This window comes from Picosynechococcus sp. PCC 8807 (assembly GCF_001693295.1).
Lineage (GTDB): Bacteria > Cyanobacteriota > Cyanobacteriia > Cyanobacteriales > MRBY01 > MRBY01.
The window spans coordinates 931,837-945,042 of sequence record NZ_CP016483.1 but is presented as its reverse complement, the minus strand read 5'-3'; the positions used below and the strand labels follow the sequence as shown (position 1 = coordinate 945,042).

The 13,206-nt window shown below is 48.5% G+C and carries 11 protein-coding genes; 8 read left to right on the top strand and 3 right to left on the bottom strand.

The window, feature by feature from the left end; genetic code table 11:
- The first annotated feature begins 130 nt into the window (after positions 1-130).
- From AWQ24_RS04565 to AWQ24_RS04530, 8 genes are all read left to right on the top strand, one after another.
- Positions 131-757: a hypothetical protein gene (locus AWQ24_RS04565; protein WP_065716126.1), complete on the top strand. Its 627-nt coding sequence runs from the start codon at positions 131-133 to the stop codon at positions 755-757.
- A gap of 285 nt (positions 758-1,042) precedes the next feature.
- Positions 1,043-2,209 (top strand): ATP-grasp domain-containing protein, encoded by a 1,167-nt coding sequence (locus AWQ24_RS04560; protein ID WP_012306519.1) that lies wholly within the window; start codon positions 1,043-1,045, stop codon positions 2,207-2,209.
- Positions 2,210-2,255: 46 nt separating this feature from the next.
- Complete coding sequence (locus AWQ24_RS04555; RefSeq protein ID WP_065716125.1) at positions 2,256-3,191, top strand: succinyl-CoA synthetase subunit alpha; 936 nt, start codon at positions 2,256-2,258, stop codon at positions 3,189-3,191.
- A gap of 81 nt (positions 3,192-3,272) precedes the next feature.
- Positions 3,273-4,139 (top strand): bifunctional methylenetetrahydrofolate dehydrogenase/methenyltetrahydrofolate cyclohydrolase FolD, encoded by an 867-nt coding sequence (folD, locus tag AWQ24_RS04550; protein WP_012306517.1) that lies wholly within the window; start codon positions 3,273-3,275, stop codon positions 4,137-4,139.
- Between the two features lie 271 nt (positions 4,140-4,410).
- Positions 4,411-6,570, top strand: coding sequence for an HAD family hydrolase (locus AWQ24_RS04545; protein ID WP_065717305.1), 2,160 nt, complete (start codon positions 4,411-4,413; stop codon positions 6,568-6,570).
- On the top strand, positions 6,563-7,396 hold the full coding sequence (locus tag AWQ24_RS04540; RefSeq protein WP_062433015.1) for an HAD-IIB family hydrolase: 834 nt from the start codon (positions 6,563-6,565) through the stop codon (positions 7,394-7,396). The genes AWQ24_RS04545 and AWQ24_RS04540 overlap by 8 nt, the downstream gene beginning before the upstream one ends.
- Positions 7,397-7,410: 14 nt before the next feature.
- Complete coding sequence (locus AWQ24_RS04535; RefSeq protein ID WP_065716124.1) at positions 7,411-8,286, top strand: carbohydrate kinase; 876 nt, start codon at positions 7,411-7,413, stop codon at positions 8,284-8,286.
- A gap of 110 nt (positions 8,287-8,396) precedes the next feature.
- Positions 8,397-10,382, top strand: coding sequence for an alpha-amylase family glycosyl hydrolase (locus AWQ24_RS04530; RefSeq protein ID WP_065716123.1), 1,986 nt, complete (start codon positions 8,397-8,399; stop codon positions 10,380-10,382).
- A gap of 16 nt (positions 10,383-10,398) precedes the next feature.
- Here the strand turns inward: AWQ24_RS04530 and AWQ24_RS04525 are convergent, their stop codons facing one another.
- The 3 genes from AWQ24_RS04525 to AWQ24_RS04515 form a co-directional block, all read right to left on the bottom strand.
- The gene (locus tag AWQ24_RS04525; protein WP_041443396.1) at positions 10,399-11,409 is read right to left on the bottom strand and encodes an aspartate carbamoyltransferase catalytic subunit; all 1,011 of its coding nucleotides are present in this window, start codon (positions 11,407-11,409) and stop codon (positions 10,399-10,401) included.
- A gap of 87 nt (positions 11,410-11,496) precedes the next feature.
- Positions 11,497-11,790: a 50S ribosomal protein L25 gene (gene rplY, locus AWQ24_RS04520; RefSeq protein ID WP_012306511.1), complete on the bottom strand. Its 294-nt coding sequence runs from the start codon at positions 11,788-11,790 to the stop codon at positions 11,497-11,499.
- A gap of 55 nt (positions 11,791-11,845) precedes the next feature.
- Positions 11,846-13,177: an adenylosuccinate synthase gene (locus AWQ24_RS04515; RefSeq protein ID WP_012306510.1), complete on the bottom strand. Its 1,332-nt coding sequence runs from the start codon at positions 13,175-13,177 to the stop codon at positions 11,846-11,848.
- Positions 13,178-13,206 lie beyond the last annotated feature (29 nt).

Below are 13,206 nucleotides of genomic sequence, written 5' to 3'. Positions count from 1 at the left end.
TTTGATGATTTAGTTAGGATTTGGCGTTACAGTTCGGTCACCCCAACGGTTCAACTCTGGGGTGACTTTTCTCTTTTATCGGCCTAGGGGTTAAGCTAGATTTCGCTCTGTCACCACCCAATTTTTGTCCATGTCCCCAACGACCCACACCACGGGCCAAGATCCTGAAGTCCAGCTCCAACGGGTTTGTACCCAAGCCTATGGGGAGCCTCTGCAACTACTTTGGTGGGAAATTGCGGATGCCCAGGGGAGCCTCAAGGTCATTTGTCGAGAACAGCGCCGGGGGTATTACGTTGAGGTGTTACTGCACCGTACCGCCGCTGGCTATCAACCGAGTCATGGTTTGGTGGCAGCCTTTGCGACCTTGTTAAAACCTGACCCCAGTCGCTGGGAAAATTTGACCAAACGGGCTACGGCAACGGACTGGCAAGCCCTTGATCGCCTGTGGTTTTATGCTTTGACGATTCCCGATAGTGAGATTCTCTGGGGCGATGAAACGATCATTGGAATTACGGTGGCGGAAAAGGCGATCGCCCGGTTTGGTTATGCTGTGCCCGACCTGTCCTTACTCCCGGTCTTGATCTTTGAAAATCGAGCTTTGGGGTTAAATCTAATCAGCTATGTTTGCGATCCAGATCATTTTGCGGGCGAGAATCTCCTTTATGATCACCGTACCCACCGGGGGGAAGCTTACCCAAATCTGTTTGAAGCCCAAATCCGCCTAAAACAAAAGCTAGATGCGTATTTTCCCGGCTAGACCGCCGCGATCCATGGCTTGTCCTGGGGGCGAATGGCTCAGAATTTATTGGGTGCAAATAACCCTAAATAATCCGTTGAGATCCCAGATAAAACTTAATCTAAAAAACACCATTTCTTTAACTGCAATTAACTTTTTTCCCTTGTTCGCCTAATTACCCAAATACGTGAAAAAAGATAAAGCCTAATCGTTGCGCCTCGGCACTGGAACCTCTGGCCTTGATGACTAGGGTTCAGGTTTTAAGTTAGGCTTGAGTTGAGAAATATAGAGGTTGCCTCTGCGCTAATGGAATTGCTCGAATACCAAGCAAAACAACTTTTTGAACAGGTGGGGATACCCACGTTGCCGTCCCAGATTATTGCGGATCCCCGGGAACTGAAACAGTTGCAAATTCCCTATCCCATTGTGCTGAAGTCCCAGGTGCGGGCTGGGGGACGGGGTAAAGCTGGGGGCATTAAACGGGTGCAGAATACCATTGATGCGATCGCCGCCGCGCGGAATATTTTTAATTTGGCGATCGCCGGGCAATACCCTGATGTTTTACTGGCCGAGGCCCACTACGAACGCAAGCAGGAAATTTTCTTGGCGGTGGTTTTAGACTACGAATTGCAGCGGCCTGTGCTTTTGGGGTCAGCCCACGGCGGCATGGAAATCGATCAGCTTTTGGCGAACCTCCATCAAGTGGTGATCAAAGACTTTTTCTCCCCGTTCCAAGCGCGCCATCTCCTCAACAAAATGGGCATCCGGGGCGCATTGGTGCCCGCCTTGAGCGACATCATCAAAAAAATGTACGATCTGCTCCTTGCCAAGGACTTGGAATTGGTGGAAATCAATCCCCTGGGCATTAACCAAGCAGGGGAATTAATGGCCCTTGATGGTAAGGTCACGGTTCACGATACGGCCCTCCGTAAGCACCCTGAAATCGCCCTATTTTACGAGCACCAAAACCAACTCAGCTTTACCCCAGAGGCGGCCCCCCTCTCTTGGCAACATGATGTCCAGGGGGGCGCGGTGGGCATTGTTTGTTATGGGGTGGGGGCAGCGGCGGTGATTTGGGATATGCTCCATGATCTCAAGGGTCATCCAGCCTGCTGTTGGCTCCTTGGCCCCCGCGCCCAGGGTCGAGTGTTTTCACCCTACGACCTAGATGAACAGATCGAAATTATTCTTGAACAATTGGCCGCACTACCGCAGATCAAGGTGGTTTTGTTGAACTTGGTGGCGGAAGCAGAAATTAACCAACGCATTTTGGCAACTTTAACCGCACGTTTACCCCAATTGGCGATCGCCCCGGATGCTGACCCCGATCCAGAGCTACCTGAGTTGCCCCAACACATTATCGTGCGCTGTTTACCTTCCCTTGACCCGGTGATCGCGCCTGGTTGCCATTGGGAAGAAGATTTAGAGGCCGCCGTCAAACAGGCGATCGCCCTCAGTAAACCCGGAACCTAAAACGCCTTTCAACTTTTCTCACACACAGGACTTAGACACAACGGCAATGGCTTGGCACACAAATCACAATATTTTGATTCAAGGGATCCATACGCCCCTCGCCCAATATTATCTCCCCCGGATGGTCGCCTATGGCACCGAGATTATTGGGGGCGTCAGTGCTGGGGGCGGTGGTGAGACCCTTGACGGCATTCCCATTTTTGATTTGGTCATGGAAGCCAAGGCCCAGGTCGGCGAGATTACCACCAGTTTGATCTTTGTCGAACCCTTTGAGGTTTTGGATGCGGCCTTTGAGGCGATCGCCGCCGGGATTAAACAACTAATCATCGTTTCTGCGGGAGTGCCGCCCCTGGATATGGTGCGCCTGCTCTGCCAAGCCCAACAAGAAGAGGTGCAGATCCTAGGGCCAGGGAGCAGTGGACTCGTGATTCCGGGGCAACTGTGGCTGGGGACAAGCTTCGTTAATCATTTCCAACCCGGTGAAGTTGCGCTTCTCAGTCGGTTTAGTAGCCTCTCCCAGGAAGTGGCAATTCTCCTCAATCAAGCGGGTTTAGGCCAATCCTATGTGGTGGATGTGGGCAACGCTGATCTGCCGGGTTCCCATTTTGCCCAGTGGCTCCACTACCTCGATCAAGATCCCCAAACCAAGGCGATCGCCCTTTTAGGTCGTTATGGTTCCCAAGAAGAAATTGATCTAATCCCCCTAATCCGCGACCAAATCGAAACCCCCGTGGTCACTTACCTCTGTGGCAGTCACGCCCCCATCCAGCGCAGTTGCTACGATGCCGGAACCATCATCGCCAACCAACTTTCCTACTGCATCAGCGATACCTACACCCCAGCGGAAATGCACAGCGCCTTCAAACGAGAAAAACTCGCCTTTGGCCGCAATCTTAAAGAAATTCCAACCCTGATCAAAAAAGCCCTCCAGCCCCCACGCAGTCGCAGCCGTCGCCCTAAAAATACTCCCACGACCCCTTAAATTTGCACCGCTTAGATCCTATCCTCAGCATCAGATCTAAGATAAACTTGGCAACCGAAATGCTCAGCATCCCCGACATCCATGGCACAAATCCTTGACGGCAAAAGCTTTGCCCAAAAAATCCAAGCAAACCTCAAAACCCAAATCGCGGCCCTCACCCCAAAAATGGGTCGTCCCCCCGGTCTCGCAGTGCTGATGGTTGGGGATAATCCTGCTAGCGCTGCCTATGTCCGTAACAAAGAACGCGCCTGTGAACGGATTGGCATGGCCTCCTTTGGTAAGCATTTTCCCGCCGATACCACCCAAAGCGAACTCGAAGCTGTGATCCAAGACCTGAATCAAGATGAGCGAGTTGACGGGATTTTGGTGCAATTACCATTACCGCCCCACCTAGATGCTGTGGGTTTGCTGTTGACCATTGCTCCGGAAAAGGATGCCGATGGGCTGCACCCCTTGAACCTAGGCCATCTTGTGCGCTCCGAACCGGGCCTGCGCAGTTGTACCCCCTACGGTGTGATGGAATTGCTCAAGGAATATCACATCCCCCTCGAAGGGAAAAAAGCCGTGGTGGTGGGCCGGAGTATTTTGGTGGGAAAACCGATTGCCCTGATGCTTTTAGAAGCAAATGCCACGGTGGCGATCGCCCATTCTCGCACCCAAGACCTCGCTGCGGTGACCAGGGAAGCAGATATTCTCGTAGCCGCCATTGGCAGACCCGAATTTATTACCGCTGACATGATCAAGCCCGGTGCCGTGGTGATCGATGTAGGCATCAATCGTATCGTCGATACGGCAACGGGGAAATCGCGCCTGGTGGGAGATGTCGCCTACACAGAGGCCGCCCAAGTCGCCGCCCAGATTACGCCCGTCCCCGGTGGCATTGGCCCCATGACCGTGGCGATGCTCCTACAAAATACCTTCAACAGTTACCAAGCTAAGGCGAAATAAGCATCTATTTTTAGGTACAGATTTGTATGAAATTCTCTCTCCTTTCGGGGGGAGTTTTTTATGGTCTTCAGCCAGGGAAATTGCCCAGAGAAATTGACCTACTTTGGCCAATTTTTGATTAATGAAGATATTTTTCAAGGATCCTTACTGGGCTAAAGGGTACGCTAACATCACAACAGCAGTTACCTTTTGGTTGCGTTTTGCGATTCATTTTTCAACGAGAATCAAACCCCTTGCGACGGTTGATATTGGGTATGCCCCCAGAGCAACGATGATGCGTCCCCAATCTCCTCGATACATCGTTTTAATCAGTATTCACGGTCTTATCCGCAGTCAAAATTTAGAATTGGGTCGTGATGCTGATACGGGTGGTCAAACGAAATATGTGATCGAACTTGCGGCTGCCCTGGCCCAGCACCCAGACATTGAACAGGTCGATTTGATTACCAAGCAGATCATTGACCCAAAAGTGAGTGCCGATTACGGTCAGTCTTGCGAACCCATTAGCGAAAAAGCCAATATTATTCGCATCTCGGCCGGGATCGATGACTATATTCCCAAAGAAGAACTGTGGGATTACCTCGATAATTTCGCAGACAATACTTTAACCTATCTCAACCATCAACCCAGACTCCCGGATCTGATCCACAGCCATTACGCCGATGCCGGTTATGTGGGCATCCGTCTAGCGAATCATCTGGGGATTCCTTTATTTCATACAGGCCATTCCCTCGGTCGCAGCAAACGCAAGCGCTTGCTTGCCAGTGGGGTTAAAGGGGAACTGATCGAGAGTCGTTACCGTTTAACCCGGCGAATTAATGCGGAGGAAGAAACCCTTGCCTCGGCGACCAGGGTGATTACCAGTACCCAACAGGAAATCCAGGGTCAGTATGCCCAGTACGATTTTTACCATCCGGAAAATATGCGGGTGATTCCACCGGGGACGGATCTGCAATGTTTTTATCCCCCCACGGGTGATGAATGGCAAGGTTCAGTTTGGCAGAAATTGGCGGTGTTTTTGCAGGAACCCCGTAAGCCGATGATTTTAGCCTTGTCTCGTTTGGATCAGCGCAAAAATATTCTGGGCCTAATTCGAGCTTTTGGGACATCACCATCGTTGCAACAGCAGGCTAATTTGATTGTTTTTTCGGGTACGCGAGACGATCCACGGGATTTAAGCAGCAATGCCCAGGCGATCTTTACGGAATTGTTATGGGCGATTGATCGTTACAACCTATATGGCAAAGTGGCCTATCCTAAATTTTTGTCTGCCCAGGAAATTGGGGAACTGTATCGGCTGGCTAGTCTTTCCCAAGGGGTATTTGTGAATCCAGCCTTAACGGAGCCCTTTGGTTTGACGTTGATCGAGGCGGCGGCCAGCGGTTTACCCATTGTGGCCACTGAGGATGGGGGGCCAGTGGATATTTTGAAAAATTGTCAAAATGGTTATTTGGTCAATCCCCTTGAACCCCAGGATATTGCGGCGAAGATCAGCAAAATTTTAGGGGACGCCCAACGGTGGCAAAAGTTTTCGCAACAGGGGATTCGCAACGTGCGCCGGGTATATACTTGGCAGTCCCATGTGGAGCGGTATATGGAAGTGGTGCAGTCGATTTTGAACCGCACGGAGTCCCGACAGGAATTGGCGATCGCCCGTCGCCCGGCCCTATATCACCAGGGAGCGATTGTTTCGACCATTGATCAGAATTTGGTGGGGGATCCGCTTGCCCTACAAGCATTGGTAGATTTGCTCAATCAGCACCGTAAGGAAATTGCCTTTTGTATTGCGACGGGAAGGCGTTTGGATGCGGCCCTCAAGGTTTTGCGGGAACACAATATTCCCCAACCCGATGTGTTGATGACGAGCCTCGGCACAGAAATTTACTATGCTCCCCAATTGACGCCAGATCGAGCTTGGTCGAATCACATTAATTATCTTTGGAATCGTCAACGGGTGGTGGATCTTTTAGGGGATTTACCTGGGTTAGAGCTTCAACCCAAATTATTCCAAAGCACCTTTAAAATTAGCTATTTTTACGATCCGGCGATCGCCCCTAGTGTTGAGGAATTAAAACGCATTTTATTTAAAAATGATCAGACCGTAAATGTCATGTTTTCCTTTGGTCAATACCTCGACGTTGTGCCAATTCGTGCCTCAAAAGGTTACGGGTTACGCTGGTTTGCAGAACAATGGGAAATTCCCCTCAATCGTATTCTAACGGTGGGTGGTTCCGGGGCCGATGAAGACATGATGTTAGGCAATAGTTTGTCTGTGGTGGTTAAAAATCGCCACCGGGAAGAGCTTTCAGATTTAAACAATATTCAACCAATTTATTTTTCTGAAAAAGAATTTGCGGCTGGCATTTTAGATGGTTTAGCCCACTACAATTTCTTAGAATTGTGTCGTGCGACGGGACAAAATCATGACTGATCGCTTGCTGTTATGTACTGATCTAGATCGCACTTTGATTCCCAATGGTGCCGCCCCAGAATCTCCCCAGGCAAGGGCTTATTTCCGTCAATTTGTTGCCCAGCCCCAGGTAACTTTAGCCTATGTCACGGGACGCCATCTAGCTTTAATTGATCAAGCGATTTTAGACTATCAACTGCCTCACCCCCAATTTGCGATCGCCGATGTGGGTAGCAGTATTTATACTTGGCAAAATTCCCAATGGCACCGCTGGCAAACCTGGGATGATCACCTTGCGACGGACTGGCCAAAACAGGGGGCGATCGCCATCTATCACCGCCTTGCCAATCACCCTGCTCTCCAACCCCAGGAATCAGCCAAACAAAGCCACTATAAACTGAGTTATTACGTCGATCTTCAAGCAGATACTCAACAATTATTAATTGAAATCAAAACACTTTTAAAAAAACATGATTTTTCCACCCATTTAATCTGGAGCGTTGATGAAGAAAAAAACATTGGCCTCCTGGATATTTTGCCTTCCCAAGCCAACAAATATCAAGCTATTTCTTTTTTGATGGCTACCCAAAAATTTTCTTTAGCACAAACGATTTTTGCTGGGGATAGCGGCAATGATGAGGCAGTTTTAAGCAGTCCCATTCCTGCGGTGCTTGTGGCCAATGCTCCCCAAGAATTAAGAAAAAAACTTCAAGATGCCCATGATCAAGCCTCACTTTATTTTGCTCAGGGTAATTGTTTAGGTATGAATGGCAATTATAGTGCTGGAATTTTAGAGGGCATTTTTTACTATTTTCCTGAATATCAACAATGGCTTAATTCCACCTAAGGAAACGTTTGACTATGGCAAAAAATATTGTAATTTTTGGTGAAGTATTATGGGATATTTTTCCCGACAATGATAAAAAGCTGGGGGGCGCTCCCTTCAATGTGGCCTGGCATCTACAGGCGTTTGGGGCCAATCCTTTGTTAATTTCTCGGATTGGAACCGATGATCTTGGGGCGGCAATTCAAACCAAAATGCAGGCTTGGCAGATGACCCTTGCTGGTCTTCAAATAGATAAAATTCACCCCACCGGAACCGTTAAAGTCATTCTGGAAAAGGGTCAACCCCAATATGAAATCACCGCCGACTGCGCCTATGATTTTGTTGATAGTCAACAGTTTCCCATATTAGAAGATGAATTTTGGCTTTACCATGGCAGTCTTGCCCTCAGAAATGCTGTTTCTCAAGCCAGTTTTAGGGCACTACAGCAACGAGCAGACCAGATTTTTTTTGATGTGAATTTACGTCAACCCTGGTGGACATTAGAAACTATTGCTTCTGCCCTAGCTGCTAGTCAATATGTGAAATTAAATACCGAAGAATTAACGTTATTAACACCTGAGTTTTCCTCAACTAACCTTGCCATCAATCATTTATTAAATCAGAATTCGCTACGGCATATTATCCTAACAGCGGGAGAAGCCGGTGCGAGTCTCTACACCCAAGGCGATCGCCAACAAATTTCTCCTCTCCAAAATACCACTGTGGTTGATACGGTTGGAGCTGGGGATGCTTTTTGTAGTATTTGCTTATTGGGGCTTATGAATAATTGGCCATCTGCCCAAACCCTAGAACGGGCGCAAGCCTTTGCCAGCGCTATTGTGGGGATTCGTGGTGCGGTAAGTGAAGATCCCCGATTTTATCAACCTTTTATTCAGGCCTGGCGGTTATAATTGCCTGGAGTCAACTCAGCACTCATTTAATTTTCTGCAAACGGTTTTTTGCAAGCACCTTTGCTTTACTATAAATACGGTTCAATTTTCTAAACTTTAGGTTTCGGGCTATGTACGAACAGTTTTCTCACTCGATTTTAAATGAGATTTTAGATCAATTAAGGCCCGAACTCAAAGAACAAGAATTAAGTCATTTTTATACCCGTTTAGGAGCAAATTTTTACAGTCTTTTTTCCCTCTTTTATAAACTCTATGGTCGCCGCTCAGATTTTAAGACACAACTGCTGAGACTGGTCGAAGTGATGGCCTATCAATACATTGGGCGATCGCCAGAATTTAAGCAGACCGATCTAGCACGGGAAAAAAACTTTAACTGGTTTCTTGAATCCCAATGGGTCGGTATGACTCTATATGCCGATGGCTTTGCCGATGATCTCCAAGACCTAGGCGATCGCGTTGCCTATTTCAGCGAATTAGGGGTTAACTTCATCCACATTATGCCGATATTAGAGTGCCCTCGCCATGCGAGTGATGGTGGTTATGCCATTAGTAATTATCGACAAATTAACCCTAAAATTGGCACCCTCCAGGATCTCCAACACCTCGTTAAAATCTTTCGCCAAAAAGAAATTTTGTTGGCCCTTGACATTGTAATTAATCACACTTCAAACGAACATGAATGGGCGCAAAAAGCACGTAACGGGGACAAAAAATATCAAAAATATTATTACATGTTCGACACGCGGGATATTCCCGACATGTTTGAAAAAAATCTCCCAGAAATTTTTCCAGAAACGGCTCCGGGTAATTTCACCTGGGATGAAGAATTACAAAAATGGGTGATGACTGTTTTTAACAATTACCAATGGGATCTTAATTATCAAAACCCAGCGGTGCTCATTGAAATGGTCGATATTATTCTCTTTTGGGCCAACCAAGGCGTTGATGTGCTGCGGCTCGATGCGGTCGCTTTTCTATGGAAAAAGATCGGCAGCCAGAGTCAAAACGAAAAAGAAGCCCACATGATTTTGCAGATCTTCAAAGACTGCTGCCAAATTACCGCCCCAGGGGTCATTTTCATTGCTGAGGCGATTGTTGCCCCCGTAGAAATTGTGCGGTATTTCGGGGAAGATGCGATCAACGCCAAGGAATGTGAAATTGCCTACAATGCCACGCTCATGGCCCTCCTTTGGGATGCCGCCGCTACCAAGAATGCCAAACTTTTAATCCAAGGGCTCAAAAATATTCCAGCAAAACTAGACCGCGCCACTTGGCTCAACTATATCCGCTGCCATGATGACATCGGCCTGGGGTTTACCGATGCAGACATCGCTCAGGCAGGCTATGACCCAAAATCCCACCGACGGTTTCTCATTGACTATTTTTGTGGCCAATTTGAAGGCACCGATGCGAGGGGTTTACTGTTTGGTCAAAATTCTAAAAATGACGATGCCCGTATTTCAGGTACTCTGACGTCTTTAATGGGCTTAGAAACAGCTATTGAGGCCAACGACCAGCAAAAAATAGCGATCATTATCAAACATATTTTATTGCTCTACAGTATTATTTTTTCCTTTGGGGGCATTCCACTAATCTATTATGGCGATGAAATTGGCACTTTAAATGATTATTCCTACATGGGAAATTTGAGTAAAGCCAATGATACTCGCTGGGCTCATCGGCCTAAAATCAACTGGAAAAAAGCAGAACTACGACATATTGAAGGCACCATTGAACACCGTATTTTTTCTGCTTTACAACACATGATTGTGGTACGTAAAGCAATTCCTGCTTTTGCTGATTTTAATAATCGTCAACTGTTATCCATTGATAATCCGCATCTATTTGGGTTTGTGCGCATTAGTCCCAATAAACGGGATCATATTTTAGTCATTGGAAATTTTTCACCGGACTATCAAAATTTAGATCTTAGTCACTTAGCCTGTCATCCTTTTGATTGCCATGACCAGGATTTATTGATTGATTTATACAGTCAAAATGCACCGGAAATTTTTGAAAAACAACTTGTGCTGGCACCGTTCCAGTTTTATTGGTTGAGTAAAATGCAGCCGAGTCTGACCACAACTTTGCTATAGGTTATTGCGCCAATGCTTAATTGAGAGAACCATTGGCCTTACTGCTACCGATGAGATAAAGCAACGCCATCCGTACAGCGACGCCATTGGTCACCTGCTCAGAAACAAGACTGAGGGCGGGATGATCCATCACATCGGAGGCAAGTTCCACGCCACGATTCACAGGCCCCGGATGGAGCACTTTAACATCTGGTTGACAAAATTTAAGGCGATCGCCTGTAATGCCAAACCGTTGATGATATTCCCGCAAACTGGGGAGGAGATGGGCGGTCATCCGCTCATGTTGCAGGCGGAGGGTCATCACAAAATCGGCGTCTTTGAGAGCAGGTTCAATGTCCCAGTGGAGCTTGAGGCTTCCCGCGGCGTCCGTGGCAAATTCCCGAAATCCTTCTGGGAGCAAAGTGGGCGGCGCGGCTAAGTGGACATCGGCCCCAGCGGTGGTCAAACTCCAAATATTCGAGCGGGCCACCCGAGAGTGCATAATATCCCCGACAATGGCAATTTTTTTGCCCCGCAAAAGTTCACACCGGGGATTTTCGGGATCGAGTACCCGGCAAATGGTAAACAGATCCAATAGGGCTTGGGACGGGTGGGCGTGGAGGCCATCCCCCGCATTGAGAATACTGACGCCTGAATTTATCCGATCCATCTCGGCGGCGATCGCCTGGGGAACACCCGATTGCTGGTGGCGAATCACCATAATGTCTGCCCCCATGGCCAGATAAGTCTTCGCTGTATCCAAAATCGTTTCCCCCTTACTCAGGGACGAAGATCCCGGCGCAAAATTCATTACATCCGCCGAAAGCCGTTTCGCTGCCAACTCAAAACTACTCCGGGTACGGGTCGATGGCTCAAAAAACATATTTGTGACCACCTGCCCTTGCAGCGCGGGCACCTTCTTCATGCGACGAAATAAGACATCCCGTAAGCTAGTGGTCGTCTGCAGTACCGCATCCAGTTCCGCCACCGAAAAATCCATCAGTGACAGAATATGTCGCCTTGTCCAGGTGGCCGTTGCCGTTGTCATAACTGTTCCCATTCACTATCAAGCCACAAAAAAAGAGGGCACTTTCTGTGACGCCCTCCCCATCTTAACCAATCAAATTAGGTGTCCTTACGCAGCATCCGTGTGGAAAAAGCTGAGGTGTAGTAAATTCCGCTTCCAGGGGTGGGACTGGATTTCTCGCACAACTGCAGTGCCAGACCAATCGGGGGTTTTGACTTCAACTACGGTTTCGTTGGGGGTTACTTTTTTCAGCAACGTTAGGGCGTCTTTGTAGTTCACCACAAAAACATCAGAATCAGCACCCTTATGGCCATAGAGGTTGACGGGTAGGAGGCCGTCACGGCGGAGTGCACGGGGGTTAACCCCTTCAGGGCGAGCTTGACATTCAATCGTTAAAGACATGGGAAATAACCTAAATAAATAGCGTTAGAAAATAAAAAGTTAAAAAATAGCAGGCTTAGCCGATGGGTTCACCGTTACGATCCAACAAAGCCCGTTTGGGACCATGGATTGGGTCTTCGACGATGATGGTTTGTTCTCGACCTGCCCCTAGAGAAACAATGGCGATCGGCACGTCCATTAGTTCTGCTAGGAATTTCAAGTAGGCAAGCGCTTCCTTGGGCAACTCATCGAGGGAACGACAATCACTCGTGGGCTGTTTCCAGCCGGGCATTGTCTTGTAAATCGGCTGGCAACGAGCAAACAGATTAGCATTACTCGGGAAGTGTTCACAAGCTTCCCCGTCGATTTCGTAGGCCACACAGACCTTGATCTCATCGAGGGAATCGAGCACATCTAATTTAGTAATCGCTAGACAATCTAGGCCATTAATCCGTGCCGCGTAACGTCCGATAACGGCATCAAACCAGCCGCAGCGCCGCCGCCGCCCCGTGGTTGTCCCAAATTCTGCACCCACATGGCCAAGGAGTTCACCGATCTCGTCGTCGAGTTCTGTAGGGAACGGCCCTTCGCCGACCCGTGTGGTGTAGGCTTTAGCGACGCCAATCACGCGGTCAATGATGGTGGGGCCAATGCCAGCACCAACACAAGCCCCCCCAGCAATGGGGTTAGAGGAGGTGACGTAAGGATAGGTTCCGTGGTCAATATCGAGGAGTGTGCCCTGGGCGCCTTCAAAGAGGATATTTTTCTTCGCGTTGACGCCTTCAAAAACCTTCAGGGAACTGTCTACGACGTGGGGACGTAGCGCATCGGCATAGGCACGATATTCTTCGATGACTTCCTGGGGATCTAGGGGAGGCAGATCGTAGAGTTTTTCGAGAATGACGTTTTTGTATTTGATCGCCCAAACGAATTTGTCTTGGGAGTTATCAAGATCCATGAGGTCTAGAACTCGTACCCCCGTCCGTTCGGACTTATCGGCATAGGTCGGGCCGATTCCCCGTCCGGTGGTGCCAATTTTGCGATCGCCGCGCATTTCTTCGGAGGCCCCATCGATTAAACGGTGGTAGGGCATCGTCACGTGGGCGGTTTGGGAGATAAACAGATTTTCCGTCGAAACATTCAGACGGTGGAGCTGATCAATTTCTTCGAGGAGGACTTTCGGGTCAATGACCGTCCCTGAGCCGATGATACATTCGGTATCTGGATATAAAATGCCGGAAGGGATTAGATGAAGCTTAAAAGTTTGTCCCTGCACAACGACGGTGTGTCCTGCATTCACGCCCCCTTGGGAGCGCACGACAACATCGGCGGATTTGCTCAGTAAATCCGTGATCTTTCCTTTTCCTTCGTCACCCCATTGGGCACCAATGACAACTACGTTAGCCAAGGGTTTGTCTACTCTAATTCACACAAACT

Bases quoted from the DNA above. Each gene is read 5' to 3' on its own strand.
- AWQ24_RS04555 (WP_065716125.1), top strand. From the start codon at position 2,256: ATGGCTTGGCACACAAATCACAATATTTTGATTCAAGGGATCCATACG.
- rplY (WP_012306511.1), bottom strand. From the start codon at position 11,790: ATGTCTTTAACGATTGAATGTCAAGCTCGCCCTGAAGGGGTTAACCCC.
- AWQ24_RS04535 (WP_065716124.1), top strand. From the start codon at position 7,411: ATGGCAAAAAATATTGTAATTTTTGGTGAAGTATTATGGGATATTTTT.
- AWQ24_RS04530 (WP_065716123.1), top strand. From the start codon at position 8,397: ATGTACGAACAGTTTTCTCACTCGATTTTAAATGAGATTTTAGATCAA.
- AWQ24_RS04540 (WP_062433015.1), top strand. From the start codon at position 6,563: ATGACTGATCGCTTGCTGTTATGTACTGATCTAGATCGCACTTTGATT.
- AWQ24_RS04545 (WP_065717305.1), top strand. From the start codon at position 4,411: ATGATGCGTCCCCAATCTCCTCGATACATCGTTTTAATCAGTATTCAC.
- AWQ24_RS04560 (WP_012306519.1), top strand. From the start codon at position 1,043: ATGGAATTGCTCGAATACCAAGCAAAACAACTTTTTGAACAGGTGGGG.
- AWQ24_RS04525 (WP_041443396.1), bottom strand. From the start codon at position 11,409: ATGACAACGGCAACGGCCACCTGGACAAGGCGACATATTCTGTCACTG.
- AWQ24_RS04565 (WP_065716126.1), top strand. From the start codon at position 131: ATGTCCCCAACGACCCACACCACGGGCCAAGATCCTGAAGTCCAGCTC.
- folD (WP_012306517.1), top strand. From the start codon at position 3,273: ATGGCACAAATCCTTGACGGCAAAAGCTTTGCCCAAAAAATCCAAGCA.